This is a genomic window from Bradyrhizobium iriomotense, from assembly GCF_018130765.1.
Taxonomy (GTDB): domain Bacteria; phylum Pseudomonadota; class Alphaproteobacteria; order Rhizobiales; family Xanthobacteraceae; genus Bradyrhizobium; species Bradyrhizobium iriomotense_A.
The window spans coordinates 403,195-423,600 of the sequence record NZ_JAFCJZ010000005.1 but is presented as its reverse complement, the minus strand read 5'-3'; the positions used below and the strand labels follow the sequence as shown (position 1 = coordinate 423,600).

The 20,406-nt window shown below is 65.6% G+C and carries 16 protein-coding genes; 12 read left to right on the top strand and 4 right to left on the bottom strand.

The annotated features are described in order from the left end of the window. Positions 1-328 precede the first annotated feature (328 nt). The gene (locus JQ635_RS12845) at positions 329-1,021 is read right to left on the bottom strand and encodes an MBL fold metallo-hydrolase (protein ID WP_246583483.1); all 693 of its coding nucleotides are present in this window, start codon (positions 1,019-1,021) and stop codon (positions 329-331) included. A gap of 740 nt (positions 1,022-1,761) precedes the next feature. Between JQ635_RS12845 and JQ635_RS12840 the strand changes: the two genes are divergently transcribed. The 10 genes from JQ635_RS12840 (at position 1,762) to JQ635_RS12795 (ending at position 14,384) form a co-directional block, all read left to right on the top strand. Continuing rightward, positions 1,762-4,092: a mechanosensitive ion channel domain-containing protein gene (locus tag JQ635_RS12840; RefSeq protein ID WP_211410214.1), complete on the top strand. Its 2,331-nt coding sequence runs from the start codon at positions 1,762-1,764 to the stop codon at positions 4,090-4,092. A gap of 99 nt (positions 4,093-4,191) precedes the next feature. Beyond that, on the top strand, positions 4,192-5,190 hold the full coding sequence (locus JQ635_RS12835; RefSeq protein WP_211410213.1) for a Bug family tripartite tricarboxylate transporter substrate binding protein: 999 nt from the start codon (positions 4,192-4,194) through the stop codon (positions 5,188-5,190). Between the two features lie 297 nt (positions 5,191-5,487). Next, complete coding sequence (locus tag JQ635_RS12830) at positions 5,488-7,140, top strand: NAD-dependent malic enzyme (RefSeq protein WP_211410212.1); 1,653 nt, start codon at positions 5,488-5,490, stop codon at positions 7,138-7,140. 308 nt (positions 7,141-7,448) lie between these two features. Further along, on the top strand, positions 7,449-7,841 hold the full coding sequence (locus tag JQ635_RS12825) for a BlaI/MecI/CopY family transcriptional regulator (RefSeq protein WP_211410211.1): 393 nt from the start codon (positions 7,449-7,451) through the stop codon (positions 7,839-7,841). Beyond that, complete coding sequence (locus tag JQ635_RS12820) at positions 7,838-10,357, top strand: M56 family metallopeptidase (protein WP_211410210.1); 2,520 nt, start codon at positions 7,838-7,840, stop codon at positions 10,355-10,357. The genes JQ635_RS12825 and JQ635_RS12820 overlap by 4 nt, the downstream gene beginning before the upstream one ends. A gap of 174 nt (positions 10,358-10,531) precedes the next feature. Further along, a complete protein-coding gene (locus JQ635_RS12815) occupies positions 10,532-12,007 on the top strand; it encodes a DUF1800 domain-containing protein (protein WP_211410209.1) in 1,476 nt (491 codons plus the stop codon). A 2-nt stretch (positions 12,008-12,009) separates the two neighbouring features. Continuing rightward, complete coding sequence (locus tag JQ635_RS12810; protein ID WP_211410208.1) at positions 12,010-13,257, top strand: DUF1501 domain-containing protein; 1,248 nt, start codon at positions 12,010-12,012, stop codon at positions 13,255-13,257. A 31-nt stretch (positions 13,258-13,288) separates the two neighbouring features. After that, on the top strand, positions 13,289-13,456 hold the full coding sequence (locus JQ635_RS12805; protein WP_211410207.1) for a hypothetical protein: 168 nt from the start codon (positions 13,289-13,291) through the stop codon (positions 13,454-13,456). A gap of 148 nt (positions 13,457-13,604) precedes the next feature. Further along, positions 13,605-14,123: a septal ring lytic transglycosylase RlpA family protein gene (locus JQ635_RS12800; RefSeq protein ID WP_211410206.1), complete on the top strand. Its 519-nt coding sequence runs from the start codon at positions 13,605-13,607 to the stop codon at positions 14,121-14,123. A gap of 105 nt (positions 14,124-14,228) precedes the next feature. Then, the gene (locus JQ635_RS12795; RefSeq protein WP_018640808.1) at positions 14,229-14,384 is read left to right on the top strand and encodes a hypothetical protein; all 156 of its coding nucleotides are present in this window, start codon (positions 14,229-14,231) and stop codon (positions 14,382-14,384) included. A 265-nt stretch (positions 14,385-14,649) separates the two neighbouring features. On the opposite strand, the gene JQ635_RS12790 is transcribed toward JQ635_RS12795, so the two are convergent. The 3 genes from JQ635_RS12790 to JQ635_RS12780 form a co-directional block, all read right to left on the bottom strand. Next, the gene (locus JQ635_RS12790) at positions 14,650-14,955 is read right to left on the bottom strand and encodes a hypothetical protein (protein WP_211410205.1); all 306 of its coding nucleotides are present in this window, start codon (positions 14,953-14,955) and stop codon (positions 14,650-14,652) included. 84 nt (positions 14,956-15,039) lie between these two features. Then, complete coding sequence (locus JQ635_RS12785) at positions 15,040-15,312, bottom strand: hypothetical protein (RefSeq protein ID WP_211410204.1); 273 nt, start codon at positions 15,310-15,312, stop codon at positions 15,040-15,042. A 131-nt stretch (positions 15,313-15,443) separates the two neighbouring features. Continuing rightward, positions 15,444-18,134, bottom strand: coding sequence for a flavin-containing monooxygenase (locus JQ635_RS12780; RefSeq protein ID WP_211410203.1), 2,691 nt, complete (start codon positions 18,132-18,134; stop codon positions 15,444-15,446). Between the two features lie 191 nt (positions 18,135-18,325). On the opposite strand from JQ635_RS12780, the gene JQ635_RS12775 reads away from it, so the two are divergent. Together JQ635_RS12775 and JQ635_RS12770 are read left to right on the top strand one after the other, a co-directional pair. Next, a complete protein-coding gene (locus JQ635_RS12775; protein WP_211410202.1) occupies positions 18,326-18,574 on the top strand; it encodes a hypothetical protein in 249 nt (82 codons plus the stop codon). 267 nt (positions 18,575-18,841) lie between these two features. Beyond that, positions 18,842-20,317, top strand: coding sequence for a carboxylesterase/lipase family protein (locus JQ635_RS12770; protein WP_211410201.1), 1,476 nt, complete (start codon positions 18,842-18,844; stop codon positions 20,315-20,317). Positions 20,318-20,406 lie beyond the last annotated feature (89 nt).

Below are 20,406 nucleotides of genomic sequence, written 5' to 3'. Positions count from 1 at the left end.
TGCGATTCGCCATAAGACGAATCCTACATCAACTCCCAAAAAGCAACATTCTTGCCCAGCCTCGTCGGGCAAAACAGGGGCATGATGCTATCATCGCCGCGGACCGGAGCAGGGCAGCAGAGCGACCCGTTCGTCGTCGCTCGTAGCCGCGATCTCCGATCTCGTAGGGTGGGCAAAGCGAAGCGTGCCCACCAATCTTCGACTCGATAGAGGTGGTGGGCACGGCGCTGACGCGCCTTTGCCCACCCTACGAGTTCTGTGCAAGCGGCTTGCTAGTACCCGCGCCCTCAGCGCGAGCGAAGCTCGTCGCGTCTGGGCAATCCGACTCTCAATACCCCCGCCCCCACCAGTAGCAGAAGCGCTCGACATTGGCGGGGAGGCTCGCCTCGTAATTCGCCCACTTCTCGTATTTCGGCAGCTTCACCTCCTTCATCGCGGTGTCGAAGCACTTGCCGGCGTCCGCCGCCTTCTTCACTTCAGTGGAGAGGTCCTCCATGTAGGCGATGTCGTCCTCGACGTCCTTCTTGGTGCCGAAGCGTCCGCCGGCATAGGGATGGCCGGGGATCATCCGCTCCCAGTCGAGCGAGGCGAGCTTCTTCAGCGAGGCGATGTATTCCAGCGGCGAGGCATTGTCGGGAATGTTGCGGAACTGGACGCTTTCGATCGGAGCGAAGTCGACCACGAAGACGATCTTCTCCTTGGGCAGCCGCATCACCAGAGAGTTGTCGGAATGATTGCGACCGACATAGTTCAGCTCCAGCGTGGTGCCGCCGAGCGTGATGCTCTTCTTGTCGTCCACCACCTGGTCCGGCATCACGACGTCGGCGAGCAGGGACTTCTGCTTCTTCAGCTCGAGCAGACGCTCCCTGGTTCGCCGGTGCGCGATGAAGGTGGCGCCGAGATCCTTGAATGGCTGGCCGCCGGCGATGTGGTCGTAGTGATGGTGGCTGTAGATGACGTATTTGATCGGCTTGTCGGTGACGGCCTTGATCGCGTCGATATAGGGCTTGGCGGGTCGCAAATACGAGATGGGCTTTCTGGAAACGAAGGAGATGTGGGACAGGGAATATTCCTTTGACACAAACGTTGCGTCGAGGGATTTATTCCGCTGTTTCACGCGGCCGATCTGTCGCGGAACAATGTGGAACGCAGCGCTAAATGTGATTTGAGAGCCGTTGATCCTGCTTGACAGTTTTGTGTCGCAGGAGGAGCATTCCAGTGGTCGCGAATACGCGACGCGTAACGTCCACCTCATGAGCAAGGGGAGGTCTATGACACCACCTCCGCAAATCCAGCCGCGTTAATTGCGATGGAGCTCGTTCGGACTATCGCATAGCGGCGCAAACCGCGAACGGCACGCCGGGTCAAGGTTTAGCGGGCTGCATCAGTGAGGCATAGCCCCTACCTTCCCGGCGCTGTAATTTTGGCACGCTCGCATTGCGCAGACCTGACGAGGTCGCGCCGGGCATTTGGCATCATGTCTTCTCCCTCGTCCTCTTCGCCGTCGTTCCGGAGTCATCCCGGAATGACGGGCGAGGTTTTGGCGTGGGCTATCGTGTTCCATCCAACTCGGCATTGCGTTGGGGCGGAAGCGGAGTTTCCGATGCCTGCATTGCGGCAAATGCCAAGAGAATGTCGCCTCAAAGGCCAATTTCTGACACAGGGTCGCGGCGAATAGCTGTCATCCGACATGACGCAAGTGCTTCGGCGTTGACGGTTCCGTCGCCGCCGGCGCGTTCATTTTTTTCTCAGGGAATCCGCGTGTCGCACAAGCTTGTCCCGGCGCTTCTCGCAGCGCTCTTCATTGCCATCTCGTCTTTCTCCCCAGTTCGCGCCGAGACGCCCGCGCCGAATGCCAAAGGTGCGACCGCGCTGTCGTCCGATGAGGCCAAGCGTGCGCTTGAGACCCTTCAGGACGACAAGAAGCGCGCGCAGATGATCGACACGCTGCGCGCAATCGCAAATGCGTCCGGTCCACAGCAGCCTGCGCCCGAACAGAAATCGCCGATCCCGCTTGCGGCCGATGGCCTCGGCGCGCAGCTCATGCTTACAGTGTCCGAGCAGATCGGCGAGATCTCGAGCGAGATCGCCGGCATGGCACGGACGCTCACGCACTTTCCGGCCTTCTACTACTGGATCATGCGCACCGCGAATGATCCGGCGGCCTACAATCTCCTGATCGAGATCGCCTGGAAGCTTGCGCTGGTGCTCGGCTGCGCGCTCGCGGCCGAATGGGTGATCTTCCGCCTGATCCGCCGGCCGGTCGCGTTTCTGGAGGGACGCGTGCCGCAAACCCCGCGCCTGCCGACGCAGGCGCTCCCCGTTGCCGATCCACCGTCATCGGTGACCGACGTCACCCCCGAGCCCGAACTGCACAGGCGTCGCCACAGTCTGGCGCGGGTCTGGCAGGTCATGCTGCGGCTGCCCTTCGTGCTCGGGCGTTTCGTGCTCGAACTGCTTCCCGTGTTCGTCTTCGTCGGCATCTCCACCGCGCTGCTCGGGACGGAGATCGGTGAGCCCACAACCGTCCGCCTCGTGATCCTCGCGGTCGTCAACGCCTATGCGTTCTCGCGCGGGCTGATCTGCCTGGTCCGTGCGCTGGCGGGGCCGTTCGGCCTGTTTCCGGTACGGGCCGAGACTGCGGCCTATATCGAGATCTGGGCGCGCCGCATCGTCGGTGTCGGCGTCACCGGCATCGCCTTCGCCAACGTGGCACTGTTGCTCGGCCTGCATCGCGCCGGCTATGCCGCGCTGATCCGCATGGTGATGCTGGTCGTGCACCTCTTCATCGTGGTCATCATCCTGCAATGTCGCCGCCAGGTCGCCGAGGCCATCCGCGCGCCGGCCGACCGGCAGGGCATCGCCGCGCGCCTGCGCAACCGCATCGCCGGCGGCTGGCACTATCTCGCCATCGCACTCGATCTGGCGCTGTGGGCCGTGTGGGCGCTGAACATCCGCAACGGCTATTCGCTGCTGCTGCAATATTTCGTCGGCACCATCGTGGTCGCCGTGATCACGCGCGTCGCCATCATGCTGACGCTGAGCCTGATCGACCGCGGTTTCCGCATCAAGCCGGAGATCCTGCAGCGCTTTCCGGGGCTGGAGGTCCGCGCCAACCGCTATCTGCCGCTGCTGCGCAAGATCGTCTCGGGCGCGATCGCCTTCATCGGCTTCGTCGCCGTGCTCGAGGTCTGGGGCGTGGATGCCATCGTCTGGTTCTATGGCGGCCAGATCGGCGGCCGGCTGATCTCGGCGGTGGTGACGATCGGCATTGCCGTGTTCATCGCTGCGGCGATCTGGGAAATCAGCAATGCGCTGCTGGACCGCCAGATCAATGCGCTGTCCAGGGACGGGCACTACGCCCGTGCCGCGCGCCTGCGCACCTTCCAGCCGATGCTGCGCACCGCGCTGCTGTGCCTGATCGCCACGGTCGTCGGCCTCACGGCGCTGAGCGAGATCGGCGTCAATGTCGCGCCGCTGCTCGCGGGCGCCGGCATCGTCGGCATCGCCATCGGCTTCGGCTCGCAGAAGCTGGTGCAGGATCTCATCACCGGCCTGTTCCTGCTTTTGGAAAACACGGTGCAGGTCGGCGACAATGTCAGCGTCTCCGGCCTCTCGGGCGTCGTCGAGAACGTCTCGATCCGCACGATCAGGCTTCGCGCCGGCGACGGTGCCGTGCACATCGTGCCGTTCAGCGCGGTCACCACCATCACCAATGCCAGCCGCGGCGCCGGCAACGCCTCCGTCAGCGTCAATGTCGCCTACAAGGAGGACACCGACCGCGCCGGCCAGATCCTCAAGGACATCGTCGGCGAGATGCGGCGCGAAACGGACTTCCGCGCGCTGATCCGCGGCGATCTCGAATTGTGGGGCGTCGACAAGGTCGACGGCGCGATGGTGTCGATCGTCGGCCAGATCCGTTGCACCGAGGCCGGCCGCTGGCCGGTACAGCGCGAATTCAACCGCCGCATGAAGCAGCGCTTCCAGCAGCACGGCATCGAGGTTGCCTCCGCGACCCAGACCATTCTGATGCATGTCGCGCCGCCGGCAGAGGGGACCGCCAATCTGACGCCGCGGCGGGCGGCCGGATAGCGGCTCCGCAAAATTCCAGCTTGCCTGCGCTCGTCCGGCAGCGTTCACTCCAGCCTCAGCCCGCTGACAATGCGGGCGGCAAAAAGGGTGGAGACGATGATGCGGGGGCTCTGGGCTGGATGTCGTGGTCATGTGTTCGTCATTTGGGCGCTGATCGGATGCGCGGTGTGGGCCGCTCCTGGCAACGCGCAGCCGTTTCCGTCGCGCCCCATCACCCTCGTCGTGCCGTTCGCAGCGGGCGGCCCGACCGACACGCTGGCGCGGATCCTGTCCGAGCGGATCGCGGCCGAGCTCCATACGACGGTCGTGGTCGAGAACGTGGCGGGTGCGTCCGGCAGCATCGCCGGCGCCCGCGTCGCACGCGCGACGCCTGACGGCACCACCATCACCATCGGCCATTGGGGTACGCATGTGCTCAACGGCGCGATCTTCAAGCTGCCCTATGACGTGATCGCCGATTTCGAGCCGGTCGCGACCATCGCGATGGGCACGCAGCTCATCGTCGGCCGGAAGTCGCTCGAGGCCAACAACCTGAAGGAGATGATCGCGTGGCTGAAGGCCCATCCCGGCAAGGCCACCGCCGGGACGGCGGGCGCGGGCACCGGCGCCCATGTCGCCGGCGTCTTCTTCAAGGAGAAGACCGGGACCGACTTCCAGTTCGTGCCCTATCGCGGCGCCGGGCCGGCGATGATCGATCTCGTCGCAGGCCAGATCGACATCATGTTCGACCAGGCCTCGAACTCGCTGCCGCAATACAAGAACGGTGCGATCAAGGCGTTCGCGGTGACCTCGCCGACACGGCTTGCTTCCGCACCCGATATTCCCACCGTCGACGAAGCGGGCCTGCCCGGGCTCTATATTTCCTACTGGCATGGCATCTGGGCACCGAAGAACACGCCGAAGGACATCGTCGCCAGGCTCAACGCGGCCATCGTCGCCGTGCTTGCGGATGCTTTCGTCAAGCAGCGTTTTGCCGAACTGGGGCAGGAGATCCCGCCTGCAGCTCAGCAAACGCCTGCAGCGCTCGCTGCCTTCCAGAAGGCCGAGACCGAGAAATGGTGGCCGATCGTGAAGGCCGCCGACATCAAGCCGGAATAGCGCTGTTGCCGCAGATGACTCCTCATCCTGACGGATTGTGAGGCCTTCTCGTCATTCCGGGCTCGCGCTGACGCGCGCCCCGGAATGACGAGGGGAGAGAGGGGCCGCTCTCAATCCCTCACCATGAGGAGAGGGAGCTTGCTGCGTTAACCTTTTCGCGCGCGTATTTGCCGGATTTCGCACCAGTCTGCTGCGGTGCGAGATCACAATCGACGCGCTTGTTTCTACGTCCTTGATCTCAAGGGGGCGGTGGCCGACAATGCCTGCGGTTCAATAAGAAACTCCCTGGGGGAATTCGTGAATAGACCTGCTCGGGTCAGTGCCCATTCGACATCATCCGACACCGCGCACGGCATGACGCTGCTGCGCGATCCCTTGCTCAACAAAGGCACTGCCTTCACCGAAGCGGAGCGCGCCGCGCTCGGCTTGCGTGGCCTGCTGCCGCCTTGCGTGCTGACGATCGAGGCGCAGGTCGAGCGCGTTCTGATCAATCTGCGCGCGCTGCCGACCGACCTCGAAAAATACGTCGCGCTGAACGCGCTGCATGACCGCAACGAGGCGCTGTTCTTCCGTGTCGTGGTCGACAATATCGACGAGATCCAGCCGATCATCTACACGCCGACCGTCGGGCTCGCCTGCCAGAAGTTTGGCCTGATCTTCCAGCGGCCACGTGGCATGTTCATCTCCTCGCGCGATCGCGGCCAGATCGCGGAGATTTTGAAGAACTGGCCCTATCCCGCAAAACTGATCGTCGTCACTGACGGCGAACGCATCCTTGGCCTCGGCGATCTCGGCGCCAATGGCATGGGCATTCCGGTCGGCAAGCTCTCGCTCTATTCGGCCTGCGCCGGCGTGCATCCCGAGCTGTGCCTCCCGATCGTGCTCGACGTCGGCACCAACAACGAAGAGCTCCTGAACGATCCCTATTATCTCGGCTTACGCGAACGCCGGCTCTCGGGTGAGGCTTACGACAGCTTCGTCGACGAGTTCATGACCGCCGCGCGAAAGACCTTTCCGGGCGTGCTGATCCAGTTCGAGGATTTCGCCAATCATTCGGCGTTCAGGCTGCTGCACAAATATCGCGACGAGGCCTGCGTCTTCAACGACGACATCCAGGGCACCGCGGCGGTGGCGCTTGCCGGCCTGTTCTCGGCCCTGCGCGTCTCCGGCGGCAAGCTGAAGGATCAGAAGATCCTGTTCCTCGGCGCGGGCGAGGCGGCGACCGGCATCGCCGATCTCGTGGTCTCCGCCATGATGGCGGAAGGCGCCACGGAAGCCGAAGCACTCCGGCGCAACTGGCTGGTGGATTCCCGCGGCCTCGTCGTCAGCGGCCGTGAAAGCCTCTCCGGCCACAAGCTGCGCTATGCCCATGCCGGCCAGGCGCCGATTGCCGACTTCCTCACCGCGATCAGGACGCTGAAGCCGACGGCGATCATCGGCGTGGCCGCAGTCGGCGGCGCCTTCACGCCCGAGGTGCTGAAGACGATGGCCGAGCTCAACGAGCAGCCGATCGTGTTCGCGCTCTCCAACCCGACCTCGAAGGCGGAATGCTCGGCGGAGGACGCCTATCGCTACACCGATGGCCGCGCACTGTTCGCCTGCGGCAGCCCGTATGATCCGGTCACGCTCAACGGCCGCACCTTCGTGCCGCGCCAGGGCAACAACTCCTACATCTTCCCCGGCGTCGGCCTCGGCGTCATCGCCAGCCGCTCCAGGCTGGTGACGGACGAGATGTTCATGGCGGCCGCCCATACGCTCGCCGATTGCGTCGGCAAGGAGGACCTTGCCCAGGGTAGCCTCTATCCGGCTCTGCCCCGCATCCGCGAAGTCTCGGTCCGCATCGCCGCCGCGGTCGCCGACGTCGCTTTTCAGCGCGGGCTCGCGGACGGACCCGCGCCGAATGACGTGAAGGCCCTGGTCCAGTCGCAGATGTACGAGCCGAAGTACTGAGGCTTGGTGACTTTTGATTGGCTCGATCTGGCGGCTGGCTCGGTCACCTCTCCCGCTTGCGGGAGAGGTCGGCGCACTTGCGCCGGGTGAGGGTTCTATCCTCTTGGGGAGCCCCGGCGCGGAGACACCCTCTCCCCAACCCTCTCCCGCAAGCGGGAGAGGGAGCGCACCGCCCTCGCGGGTCGCAACGCGCGTCGTTAGGTCAGCCCCGCGGTAGCATTCCTGCCGGAAACGCCGTTGCTCGGCGCGGCCTCATATGCGACAGTCTGTAGCGTTACAAGAAAACTCAATCCGCAAGGTCAGATGCCATGGACGATCGTTTGCCTGAACTCGGCGACCTCGAGCACGAGGTCATGCAACTGGTTTGGGCCCATGGTCCTGTCACGGCCGAAATCGTGCGTGAGCGGTTGTCGCGGCGCCTGAAGGAATCCACGGTGCGCACGGTGCTGCGCCGGCTGGAAGAAAAGGGCTATGTCAACCACACGGTGGACGGCCGCACTTACGTGTACAACGCCGCCGAACCCCGCGCGCGCGTTGCGGCCAAGGCGGTGCAGCGCATCGTCGACTGGTTCTGCAACGGCTCGATCGAGGAGGTCCTCGTCGGCATGGTGGACAACAAGATGCTCGACCAGCAGCAATTGCGCTCGCTGGCCGACCAGGTGGCCAAGGCGAAGAAAGCGAGGGGAGTGAAGAAAGAATGATCGCAACTCTGGCGGAGGCGGCGCTGCGCTCCTTTGTGCTGGGAGGCGTCGTCTGGTTTGGTCTCACCCTGTTTCGTGTGCGTAATCCGCACGTCCACATGACGGCGTGGGTCGTCGTGCTCATGGCCTCGCTCGCGATGCCGTTCGTGATGCATTGGCCGACGCTCACCATCGATCGGTTGCCCTCGGCCGTGCCGGTGCCGGGCGAATTGTGGCCGGCCGACCTCGCGATGCTGGAGACGCCGCCGCCGGCGCTGCCGATCACACCACGCGCGGTCGTCGCACCACCGGCGCGAGGCGGCATCTCGATCGACTGGTGGCTGGTGGCGACGATCGTCTATGCCGGCGTCGCCGGCCTGTTGCTGCTGCGGCTCGCCATCGGCCTCGGCCTGACCTGGCGCCTGGCGCGCGCGGCGAAGCCGATGAAGGGTGCGCCTTTGATCGATGCCGACATTCGCGTCAGCCGCGACGTCGGCGGTCCCGTCACCTTCGGCTCGACCATTCTGGTGCCGCCGCAATTTGCGGGATGGGATGCGAAGAAGCGCCTCGCGGTGCTTGCACATGAAAGCGCGCATGTCGCCAACCGCGATTTCTATATCCTCCTGCTTGCCTCGCTCAATCGCGCGGTGTTTTGGTTCAGCCCGTTCTCCTGGTGGCAGCTCGCGCGCCTTGCCGAGCTCGCCGAGATCATTAGCGACGCGCAGGCGATCGAGGTGATCGACGACCGGCTGTCCTATGCGGAGATCCTGCTCGATTTCGCCAGCACCGTGAAACCGCGCCCGGTCGAGCTCGCGATGGCGCGGGCCTCGACCGTGCGCGCCCGCGTCGAGCGCATCATCGCGGCCGCCGCGATGCCCGTCGCGGTCGGCTGGCGCAAGCGGCTGTGGATCGCGGCCGCGATCGTGCCGGCGGTGATCGTGTCGACCGGCATGATCGTCTATCGCACGCCGGACCCTGCGCCCACGGTTGCGGATAGCGGCGAGGTGCCGGCTGAGCATTACCGCCCCTTCGTCAATTTCTACGCCATGGGCCCGGCCTCGGTGTTCGCCATCTTCCGCGAGGACGACGAACTCTATGGACAGCTGACCGGGCAGCGCAAATTGCGCCTGACGGTCGGGCGTGACGGCACCGCGTCCTACGCGGCCTCGTCCGGCGAGATCACGTTCTCTGCTGATGCGGAGCGCCGCTCGGCCGAGCTGATGCTGCGCATGAACGGCCGCGACATCCGCGCGGTTCGTCTCGCCGAGGTGCCGACGGCGGCAGCCGATACCGTATCGCTCGACCAGTATGTCGGCTGGTACAAGGTTGCGCCGAACCGCGTGCTGACCGTGCGCCGCGACAGCGATCGGCTTCAGGTGCAGGAAACCGTGCTGGGCAGGACGGCACTTCTGGCCGAAGGCGCCGACGTCTTCTCGATCCACGGCGACAATCTCCTGATCTTCCTGCGCGACGAGCAGGCCAGGGTCTCGCGCGTGCTGGTCCAGAATGCGGTGTTCGGCGCCCGCCTCGCGCCGCGGATCGATGCGGCCACCGCACAGGCGATCGAGGCCGACTTCGCGCGCCGTGTCGCGGAGGTGCCGGACCGTTTCCGCGAACAGGTCCCCGTCGCCGGCGGCAAGGAGATGATCCTGCGCGGGATCGAGGATCTGCGCCGGGGCACGCCGAACTACGACCGGATGAGCGCGCCGCTGGCTGCCAAGGTGCACCGCCAGCTCAATGAGACGCAGGCGACGTTCGTGGCGCTCGGCGCGCTCGAGTCGATCTTCTTCCGCGGCGTCGGCCCCGGCGGCTATGACATCTACGGCGCCAAGTTCGAGAACGGCACCGCGGAATTCCGTCTGCTGCTCGAGCCCGACGGCAAGGCCGGCGACGTGCTCTTCCGGGCCGACGGCAATGACGAGCTTGGCGGCATCCTGCCTTGCTCGGAAGAGGAGAATGTGCGCGGCCGCGCCGGCACCTCGCCGATCCGCATCATGCTCTACAACGAGCTGGGCGACGATATCCGCGTCTTCAATCTCGATGCCGACGGCAATCGCAAGAGCCAGAGCGTCGTCAGATCCAACATGACCTGGGCTGCCACGACCACCGTGAACAATGCCTGGGTGATTGCCGACAAGTCGGGGCGGTGTCTCGAGGTGTTGATGCCGGGCCGGCAGACGCGCTTCCACAATGTCGAAGCTTCAACCCTCGGCGCTAAGCCGGGACGAGCCGCGCGCCGCGCCGTTCCGATCGCCAATGGCGAGGAGATGCTGCGTCATTACATCGAGGGTGTCGGCAAGGGACAGCCCGATTACGAGCACATGACGCCCGAGGTCGCCGACATCACGCGCCAGCAGCTTCCGTTCGACCAGGCCATCCTGGCGCGGCTCGGCACACTGCGTGCGGTGTCGTTCCGCGGCGTCACCGCGCTCGACAGCGATATCTACATCGCCCAGTTCGCCAACGGCTCGGCGGAATGGCGGATCGGTGTCAGGAACGGCACGATCACCAAGATCGCGCTCGGGCCGAATTTCTAAGATCGTTGCAGTCGCCCCTCCGTCGCCGCGGATGGGCGGCTCGCGATAGCCGAACGGGGGTGGCACAATCTCCGCTTGCCCGGGTCCATCTCAAGTGTTACGGTGTGTAGCATTACGATTGGTAGCCTGGGACGGCGCGCCGTCGGGCAGACGCGAGAGAATTGGGCGTTCGCCATGAGCAATTCTGCAAAGGCCGAAGCCGTGCTGGCGCTCCATCGTTTCGGCATGGGGCCGCGGCCGGGATCAATCGCCGCCATCGGCACCGACCCGCGCGGCGCGCTGATCGCCGAGCTCGACCGGCCGCTGGTGCTGACCGCCGCTGCCGTCCTTCCCACGAGTGCAAAAGCGTTCCGCACCGTTGCCGACGCCAATGCGCGGCGGACGGCGCGGGTCAAGCAGGCGCAGCAGCAGGCCAGGAAGCAGCAGATGGCGGCAGCCGCGCCGGCCATGTCGGAAGACCAGGCGCAAGCTCAGGGCCAGGAGAAGCAAGGTCAAGCCCAGGACAAGGACGCCGCGGAGATCGCGGCCAAGCAGGCCGCGGAAGCCGTTCCCGATCCCGGACGTCCGATGTATTTGCAGGAAGCCAAGCTGCGCACGGAAGCTGCGCTTGCCGCCGACATCGGTTTCGCCGAGCGGCTGGTGTGGTTCTGGTCCAACCATTTCTGCGTCTCTGCCAACAAGATCCAGAGCATGTCCGGCGCCTATGAGCGCGAGGCGGTTCGCGCCAACGCGCTCGGCCGCTTCGTCGATCTCCTGCTGGCCGTCGAAGGCCATCCGGCGATGCTGTTCTATCTCGACAATCTGGAATCGATGGGCGCGAACTCGATCGCGGGCATCAACCGCAGCCGCGGCCTCAACGAGAACATCGCGCGCGAGATCATGGAGCTGCACACGGTCGGTGTGCGCACCGGCTACACCCAGGACGACGTGATCAGCTTCGCCAATGTCATGACCGGCTGGACGCTGGTGCCGCCGGGCGCCGATCCCCAGCATGGCGGCGAGTTCACCTTCAATCCGCGGCTGCACGAGCCCGGCGGGCAGACCGTGCTCGGCAAGCGCTACGAGCAGGAGGACGCCGAGCAGGGCCGCGCGGTGCTGCGCGACCTCGCCGCGCATCCGGCCACCGCAACCCATGTCGCGACCAAGCTCGCGCGGCACTTCGTCGCCGACGAGCCGCCGCCCGTGCTGATCGAGCAGATGGCGAAGACCTTTCGCGACACAGAGGGTGACCTCAAGCAGGTCGCGATCGCGATGGTGTCGTCGGACGAGGCGTGGCGCGGACCGCCGTCGAAGCTCAAGCGTCCCAGCGAATGGGTCGTCGGTGTGGTGCGCGCGACCGGCATCACGACCGTCGATCCGGTCCGTTACACCGGCGGCCAGGAGTTGCTCGGCGAGGCGCTGTGGCGTCCGTCCGCGCCGAAGGGTTATCCGGACGACGAGGCGAGTTGGATCGATGGCGTCGGCCGGCGGCTCGACATCGCCAACAATTTTGCCGAGCGCATCACCGGCATGGCCGATCCGCAAGTCATCATCGAGGACGTCTTTGCGTCCGAGATCGCACAAGAGGTGAAGCAGGCGGTCGGTCGTGCCGAGAGCCGGCAGCAGGCGCTTGCGCTCCTGTTCATGTCGGCGGATTTTCAGAGGAGGTGAGCATGGGCGTCAATCATTGGCCCACGCGGCGCGAGCTTCTGGCCGGCTCCGGCGCGCTGTTCGCGTGGAGCCAGATGCCGCGGATCGCGCGCGCGGAAGGCCGCGATCCGCGCCTGCTCGTCGTCATCCTGCGCGGCGCGCTCGATGGCCTCGGCGCGGTCGCGCCGGTCGGCGATCCCGACTGGGTCGCCTTGCGCGGTGATCGCGCGCTGTTGCTCGACGGTAAGCCGCCGGCGCTGCCGCTCGATGCCTTCTTCGCGCTCAATCCGGCGATGCCGAACCTGCATCGGCTCTACAAGAGCGGCAAGGCCGCGATCGTCCATGCCACGGCGACGCCCTATCGCGAGCGCTCGCATTTCGACGGCCAGGACGTGCTCGAGAGCGGGTTCACCAGGCCCGGTGCGACCGCTTCGGGATGGCTCAACCGCGCGCTGCTCGCGATGGAGTCCGGCGGCGGAGTCGATCCGCGCGGTAGCCGCGCGCTCGGCATCGGCTCGGTGACGCCGCTGGTGGTGCGCGGCTCTGCGCCGGTCATGACATGGGTGCCGCAAAGACTCCTGCCGGCGAGCCAGGACACACAGAACCGCCTGCTCGATCTCTACCAGCACACCGATCCGAAGCTTGCGACCGTGCTCCAGGCGCGAATGAAGCTCGCCTCGCTCGGCGGCGCGCCCGGCACCGGTGATCCCATGTCGGACGACCCGACGCTGATGCCACCCGGCGCCGCGCGCGTGCGCGCCTATTTCGCCGAGGCGGCCGGCACCGCCGCGCGCTATCTCGCCAAGCCCGACGGCCCGCGCGTCGGCGCGATGGGCTTCGTCGGCTGGGACACGCACATCGCCGAAGGCGCAGCGTCCGGTCAGCTCTACAATCTGCTCGGCGCGCTCGACGGCGCGTTCGCCGCGATCGAAAGCAACATGGGCGAGGTGTGGCACGAGACGGTGGTCGCCGTCGTCACCGAGTTCGGCCGCACCGCGCGCATCAACGGCACGCAAGGCACCGATCACGGCACCGGCACGGTCGCCTTCCTCATCGGCGGCGGGCTCGCCGGCGGCCGCGTGATCGCGGACTGGCCGGGCCTGAAGCCCGCGCAACTCCTCGAGGACCGCGATCTCAAGCCGACCACTGACTTACGTGCCGTGCTGAAAGGCCTGCTCAGGGATCATCTGCGCGTCGAGGAAAAGGTCCTCGCCGAGACGGTGTTCCCCGGCAGCACCGACGTCAAACCGATGGGAGGCCTCGTCGGCTGACGGCGCGCCTCCAGCAAACCGGATCGGGTTCATGTGCACACTGACGCAATTGGAGCTCGACTTTCTCGCCAGCCTGAAAACCGGCTGGCGGCGGCTCTATCGCCGCGAGCTGATGCGGCTGCTGCGCGGGAACGCCGGTGCTGATGAGGCTCGGCCGGATGCGCGCCCGATCATTTTACGCATCGTATCGGGCAGATAGTCCGCTGATCTGTCCCGATTCAGGACATCCACTGTGATGGAATCGTCACAGCCGGCGCGAAACGGTGGCGGCCGCAAGGCCGCTTTTGTTCCGACAAGGTTCTGCCCCGATTGCCCACCGAAACTTGGGGTTGTTCGGAGGGCGCATCATGTCTCGCATTGCACGTGCCGAAACTGCCCGAATGTCGCTGGCAACCTCGAGCCGGTTACTGCTCGCGATCCTGGGTGCCGCATCGCTCGCTGCCTGTGCGCAGTCGCCGGTCGGCCGCCAGAAAGCCGATCTCGCCGGCACAAGCCGGCAGGCTGCAGTCGAGCGGCCGCACAGGGTGGCGGCGCTGCATCCGCGGCCGATCAGCCGGGCACGTGTCCCCGACGGTGAGGCAAAGCGAACCGCCGCGCATGGCCTCGCCAGCTTCTACTCGGACACCGAGACCGCGAGCGGTGAGAAGTTCGACAAGAACGAATTGACCGCGGCACATCCCACGCTGCCGTTCGGCACCAAGCTGCGCGTCACCGACGTGTCCTCCGGCCGCTTCGTCACCGTCAGGGTCAACGATCGCGGCCCCTTCGTTCGCGGGCGCGTGGTCGACATCTCTCCGTCCGCGGCCGAAGCGCTCGGCATGGTCGACAAGGGCCTCGCCAACGTCCGCCTCGACGTCGTGCGATAGGCCTGCGATTCATCGATGCAAGATGCTGCCGCTTAACCGGCTGTTAGGCGCTTCTCAAGCACCATGGCTGCCCAAACAAATTGGGGCTTTTGGGGAGGCGGACGCTTGAACACGATCCAGTATCTCGAAGATCAGGCCGCGCGTGCCGAGCGGCTCGCCAAACGGATCACGGATACGCTGACGATCGAAAAGCTCCTGACCTTCGCCGGCGAACGCCGCCGCGAGATCGAGGTCATCACCGGAAAATATCGGCGCGCATAACTCCCGTAACCCATGCCGTAAGCGCATTCGTGCTTCCTCCGAAGCGAGGAACTTCCGCTCGTCTCCCGCGTCATTTGGGCGTGAGAGAGGAGGACATCATGGGTTTTGGACGAGGTGCTTTGCTTTGGTTGCTTGGCGTGCCGCTGCCGATCATTCTGCTGCTGGCATTGTTCTGGCACCATTGAGGTTGCCACACGAAAAGCGCCGCAGAAGCGGCGCTTTTTTTGTTGGGCGCGATTTGCAACGTTTGAGGCGCGATGCGCCCTCAGCTATGGCTCTCGACGAAGTCACTGAGATAGTCGGGCAGCTCTACGCCATCGATGTCGCAGCGCGCCTTTATCTCGCCGGCGACGTCGGTCGAGATGTCTTTCATCCAGTGCTCGAGCGTGTTGAACGAGATCACCATGATGGGATCGTTGAAGCAACCGGCGACGAGCTCGCCGATCGCGGCATCGAGATCACTGCGCTCGATGCGGATTTCGGTCGCTCTATCGAGGCGGTCGACGACGACGAACAGGGTTTGGTCCGCGCCATAAGGCACGACGGGAGATGTAACGCCAGCTTCTAGCATGTGAGGCGCTCACGACTTGACTTCCGATCTCCGACAACGGGAAGAACCGGAAGAAGGTTCCTACACACGTGCTTGTGAGGGCCGTCAGAGAAATTCTCTCCAGCGTGATAGCTCGATGACGTGCTCGGGTGAGAGAACGGCGGTAACCAGCGGCGGCTGCGGCGCGGTGCGGATCTCATAGAGATGCCGGGTCGCCGCCGGCTTTTGCATGAAGGCCGAGATGCATTCGTCGAGCGTGCCCTCGCTCACCTGGTAGGGCGCGCGGTCCGGGCGGCGCTGGTTGCCGAGCGACGGCCACTTATGCAACGCCGCAAGCGCGCCGAAATCGACTTTTGACTCCGCAACAACGTCCCCCATCGCACCGCCTCACGCAAAAAGAACCCCCGCGCGCGAATCTGCGCGCCGGGGCCTACACCTATCGCTGCATCTCAATGCCACGACTACTTAACGCAGCGGCCGTGAAAAGGTTCCCGGCCGCCTTGCCGTCGTCAGCTCGCAGCTGCCGCGATCTTGTGCCCCGGGCTGGCGTGAGCGTGGCTGCGCTCGTCAGTGCTGCTGACTTCCGGCGGAAGCCCGGCGAAGCGCCGCAGGGCTTCGGCCATCTGCACCCGGCCCGGCGCGCCCGTGATCACCACGTCCACCATCGTGAAGGACGAGTGGAAATGGCCACGCGCCTTGAGTTGCTCGACCGGGACGCCGGCAGCCTGCATCGCCTCGGCATAGGCGATGCCTTCGTCGCGCAACGGATCGAACTCGCAGGTAACGACGAAGGCCGGCGGCAGGCCCGCGACCTTGCCGCGCAGCGGCGAGACGCGCGGATCGGTGCGGTCGGCCGGCGAGCAGTAGATGTCCCAGAACCAGTACATCAGCGAGCGCGTCAGGAAATAGCCGGTCGCATTGTCGTTGTAGGAGGGCCGGTCGAACGTGCAGTCGGTGACCGGGCAGATCAGCAACTGGCCCGCAATCTCGGGCCCGCCGCGATCACGCGCGAGCTGGCAGGTGACGGCGGCGATGTTGCCGCCCGCGCTCCAGCCGGCGACCAGCACCGGCCCCGGTCTGCCGCCGAGCTCGGCGGCGTGCTCGGCGATCCAGCGTGTCGCCGCATAGCCGTCTTCCACCGCAGCCGGGAAGCGATGCTCCGGCGCGTGACGATAGCCGACGCTGACGAACATCATGCCGGTCCTGCGCACCATGTCGCGGCAGAACGGCTCGTCCGACTGCTCGTCGCCGAGCACCCAGCCGCCGCCGTGGAAATAGACCACGACCGGATGCGGGCCAGGCGTTGCGGGCTTGAAGACACGATAGGGCAGCGGACCGTCGGCACCGGGCAGGGTGCCGTCGACGATGTCGCCGATCAGCCGCCCGGCGGGACGGCCCTTGTTGAACTCGTTGACGAAGGCGCGCGCGCCTTCTGCGCCCATCGACTCGATCGGCGGCAGGTTGAGCGTTGCCAGCAGGTTCAGCACCAGCCGCACGTCGGGCTGCAGGCGCACCACCTCGCCGTCATTGCATTGCGCGGCGCCATTGGGGCCGGTGAGCCTGAAGCCGAGCATGCCGCGGCTCGTCACCTCGTCGCAGATGCTGCGATAGGGGCCGACGCCGCCGGTATACGGCATCAGGCCCTGCACCTTGCCGGGCACGTTGGCGCCCGTGTACCAGGTGTTGGCGAGCCGGTGCAGCGTCAGCATCGAGCAGTCGGCCATGTGCCGGCCCCAGCCCGCCTGCGCCATCTCGGTCGGCTCGATCGTGGTGAAGCCGGCATCGCGCAGCGCGGCAAGGCGATTCACGACCCAGTCGACATGCTGCTCGATCGACACCGCCATGTTCGACAGCACCGACGGGCTGCCGGGCCCGGTGATCATGAAGAAGTTCGGGAAGCCTTCCACCGTGAGCCCGAGATAGGTCTGCGGACCCTGCGCCCAGACGTCGGTGAGTGACTTGCCGCCGCGCCCGGTGATCGGATGCACGGCGCGGATCGCGCCGGTCATGGCGTCGAAGCCGGTCGCGAACACGATGACGTCGACGTCGAAGCTGCGGCCGTTCGTGGAGATGCCGCTCGCGGTGATCGCCTTGATCGGCTCCTGGCGCAGATTGACCAGCGTGACGTTCGGCCGGTTGTAGGTGGCGTAATAGTTGGTGTCGAGACACGGCCGCTTGGCGCCGAACGGATGGTCATGCGGTGTGAGTGCCGCGGCGGTCTCGGGATCCCTGACGGCTGCGCGGATCTTCTCGCGGATCAGGTCCTGGACGATCTTGTTGCCGTCGACATCGACGGCCTGGTCGGCCCAGAGCTGCGTCAGGATGTGGACGAGGTCGCCGGCGGCCCAGGCACGTTCGAACCGCTCACGCCGCTCGGCATCGCTCAATTGCCAGCTCACCACCGTCTGCTGCGGATAGGGCACGCCGGCCATCGACTGGCGCGCCTGCTCGCGATAGGCCGCGCGATCGCCCTGCAGCAGGCTCATGCGGTCGGAGGGGGCGGGGCCGTTATGCGCCGGCAGCGCGAAATTCGGCGTGCGCTGGAACACGGTCAGATGCGCGGCCTGCTCGGCGATCAGCGGGATCGACTGGATGGCCGAGGAGCCCGTTCCGATCACGGCGACGCGTTTGCCCGTGAGATTGACGCCGTCATGCGGCCAGCGGCCGGTGAAATAGACCTCGCCCTTGAAATCCTTGACGCCGTCGATCTCCGGCGGCTTCGGTGCGGAGAGGCAGCCGGTGGCCATGATGTAATGGCGGCAGGAGACAGGTAGCCCATTGTCGGTGGTGAGCTGCCAGCGCTCGGCCGCCTCGTCCCATCTGGCCTCGGTCACCTTGGTCCTGAAGCGGATGTCGCGCCTGAGATCATAGCGGTCGGCAACGAAGCCGAGATAGCGCAGGATCTCGGGCTGGGTCGCGTATTTCTCCGACCAGGTCCAGGCCGCCTCGAGCTCGGGATCGAAGGTGTAGCTGTAGTCGATGGTCTGGATATCGCAGCGCGCGCCGGGATAGCGGTTCCAGTACCAGGTTCCCCCGACATCGCCGGCCTCGTCGAGGGCAACGGTCGTGAACCCGGCCTTGCGCAGGCGATGGAGAAGATAGAGGCCGGCAAACCCGGCACCCACCACGGCGACGTCGACGTGTTGGGCTGTTCCACTCGCCGCTTTGGATTCACGCGCAGCAACCATTGCTTCCGGCATGGCATTTCCTCCCGTGCGTTTTGTTTTGCCGGCAGGCTAGCCCTGCAGGCTCGGCTTGTCATCAGAGCAAGTGCAATCTTCGGTAGTCGTTTGCGGCTTCACGGTGGCGGCGCGAACGTTGCTCCAATGCACGCATCGCGATGCACAATGGCCGTGATTGTCCGGTCTAATCATGCCTGATCCCTCTGTGTATGCTTGCGGTTACAAGCCACGCGTGCCGGCCGGGCGTCATGACAGAGTTGAGTGAGCGGACCAGAGCCAACATGGACGTCGTCCTGGAGGAGACGTGCCGCCAATTGCCGCACGGCGGCGATCACGACAGCCGCAGGTTCATCGCCGAGCGCCTGATCGAAGCGGCGCAGTCGGGACACTCGACGCTCGGTGAACTCGGCATCATCGCGCGGCGGGCACTGGCGGAGATTTTGGCCAAGGGCGGTTAGATCTGGCGCAGCTTTCGCCGCGGCGACGGTGCGCTCCCTCGCCCCGCTCTTGCGGGGAGAGGGTTGGGGTGAGGGGCTTCTCTCCGCGCGTAAATCTGCCGAGAGACCTGTACCCCCTCACCCGGATCGCGCCGGACGATGCTTCGCATCGCCGGGGGCGATCCGACCTCTCCCCGCAAGCGGGCAGAGGTAAGAGGCTGCTTGCCTCGCTGACGGTCACGGACATAACCTCGCAGGAGACCTTCCTGCGCATCGAGATCCCCCAAGATGCGGTCCGTGCTTGCGCTCATCGTGGTTGCCACATTGATCTGCCTTGCCGGCCCGGCCGCAGCCCAGCCGGTCGGACAGTTTCCGTTTGCGCTGACGCGCGAAGGCCAGATGCTCGGCGGCGTCGAAGGCGAGGTGGCGTTCTTCAAGGGACTGGCTTATGCGACGCCACCGGTCGGGCCGCTGCGCTGGCGTCCGCCGGAGGCGACCGTGGAAAGCTCGGAGATGCGCACCGCCTATGAGTACGCTGCGCCGTGCCTTCAACCGTCGCTGCCAAGCGCGCGCGAGGATTGCCTCACACTGAACGTGTTTCGCCCCTTCGGCGTCGACGGCCCGCTGCCGGTGATGATGTTCATCCACGACGGCGCATTTGTCGGCGGCACCGCCAACGATCCGCAGTTCGATGGCGCGAGGCTCGCGCAGGCTGGCCTCATCGTGGTCACCGTGAACTATCGTCTCGGCGTGCTCGGCTGGCTCAGCCATCCTGCGCTGTCGGAAGGCGGCTCTGGAAATTACGGCCTGATGGACCAGGTCGCGGCGCTGCGCTGGGTGCACGACAATATCGCGGCGTTCGGCGGCGATCCCGGCAACGTCACTCTGTTCGGCAATGGTGCGGGTGCGACATCGATCGCGCTGTTGATGCTGTGCGGTGAGGCGCGCGACCTGTTTCAGAAGGCGATCCTGCAATCGCTGGCCGGCCGCGTGCGCTTGCGTTCGCGGCAGGAGGCGGAAGCCTTCGGCCTGCAATTCGTCGCGACGCTGGGGCAGGATGGCACCGACCCGCGCGGAAGCGCGCCGGCGCGGCTGCTTGCGGCCGAAAGGAAGCTGCTCGCAAAATCTCCGCACGGCTTCGCGCCGGCGATCGACGGGGGTCTCGTCACGGAAGACATTGCCGCAGGCTTTGCGGCCGGACATGAGAGCCGCATTCCTCTGATCATCGGTGCCAACGATGACGAGACCGGTTTTGACAGCGAGCCCGGGATCGCGGAGGCGCTTGCATCGTCAGGCGCGACACCCGAGCAGTTGCGCAAGCTCTATCCCGACCTCGCCACGCCTTCGGACCTTGCAGCCCAGGTCTACACCGACAAGGTCTTCTCCGAGCCGGTGAGGCTGCTGGCGCGCCTGCATGTTGCGACCGGCGCGCCGACCTTCCGCTATCGCTTCGCCTATGTGCCGGAGGCCCGACGCGCTAATCCCGAGGGCGGTCACGGCCGCGAGCTGCAATTCATCTTCGGCGCGGAAGGCGTGCCCGGTGCCGGCATCCTGTCGCGGCGCGATCGCGAGGTCGCAAGCCGCATGCGCGGCTACTGGATCAATTTTGCAAAAGGCGGCGATCCCAACGGCCCGGACCTGCCGCATTGGGACGCGGCTGCAGACCGCGACCGCCTGCTGCTGATCGCGAACGATCGCATCGCGAGCGGAGACGATCCCTTCGCGGAGCGCCTCGACCGGCTCGCAGATGAGAGCAGGAAATGAGTTGGATCTAGAGCCTTTCCCGTTCCGATGGGATCGGAACGGGAAAGGCTCTAGATTTTTGTTTTGACGCGTTTTCTTGACGCGAACCG

Coding starts and splice junctions, on each gene's coding strand:
- JQ635_RS12775 (WP_211410202.1), top strand. CDS start 18,326: ATGCTTGCGGTTACAAGCCACGCGTGCCGGCCGGGCGTCATGACAGAG.
- JQ635_RS12815 (WP_211410209.1), top strand. CDS start 10,532: ATGAGCAATTCTGCAAAGGCCGAAGCCGTGCTGGCGCTCCATCGTTTC.
- JQ635_RS12835 (WP_211410213.1), top strand. CDS start 4,192: ATGCGGGGGCTCTGGGCTGGATGTCGTGGTCATGTGTTCGTCATTTGG.
- JQ635_RS12790 (WP_211410205.1), bottom strand. CDS start 14,955: ATGCTAGAAGCTGGCGTTACATCTCCCGTCGTGCCTTATGGCGCGGAC.
- JQ635_RS12820 (WP_211410210.1), top strand. CDS start 7,838: ATGATCGCAACTCTGGCGGAGGCGGCGCTGCGCTCCTTTGTGCTGGGA.
- JQ635_RS12800 (WP_211410206.1), top strand. CDS start 13,605: ATGTCTCGCATTGCACGTGCCGAAACTGCCCGAATGTCGCTGGCAACC.
- JQ635_RS12810 (WP_211410208.1), top strand. CDS start 12,010: ATGGGCGTCAATCATTGGCCCACGCGGCGCGAGCTTCTGGCCGGCTCC.
- JQ635_RS12780 (WP_211410203.1), bottom strand. CDS start 18,134: ATGCCGGAAGCAATGGTTGCTGCGCGTGAATCCAAAGCGGCGAGTGGA.
- JQ635_RS12825 (WP_211410211.1), top strand. CDS start 7,449: ATGGACGATCGTTTGCCTGAACTCGGCGACCTCGAGCACGAGGTCATG.
- JQ635_RS12770 (WP_211410201.1), top strand. CDS start 18,842: ATGCGGTCCGTGCTTGCGCTCATCGTGGTTGCCACATTGATCTGCCTT.
- JQ635_RS12805 (WP_211410207.1), top strand. CDS start 13,289: ATGTGCACACTGACGCAATTGGAGCTCGACTTTCTCGCCAGCCTGAAA.
- JQ635_RS12785 (WP_211410204.1), bottom strand. CDS start 15,312: ATGGGGGACGTTGTTGCGGAGTCAAAAGTCGATTTCGGCGCGCTTGCG.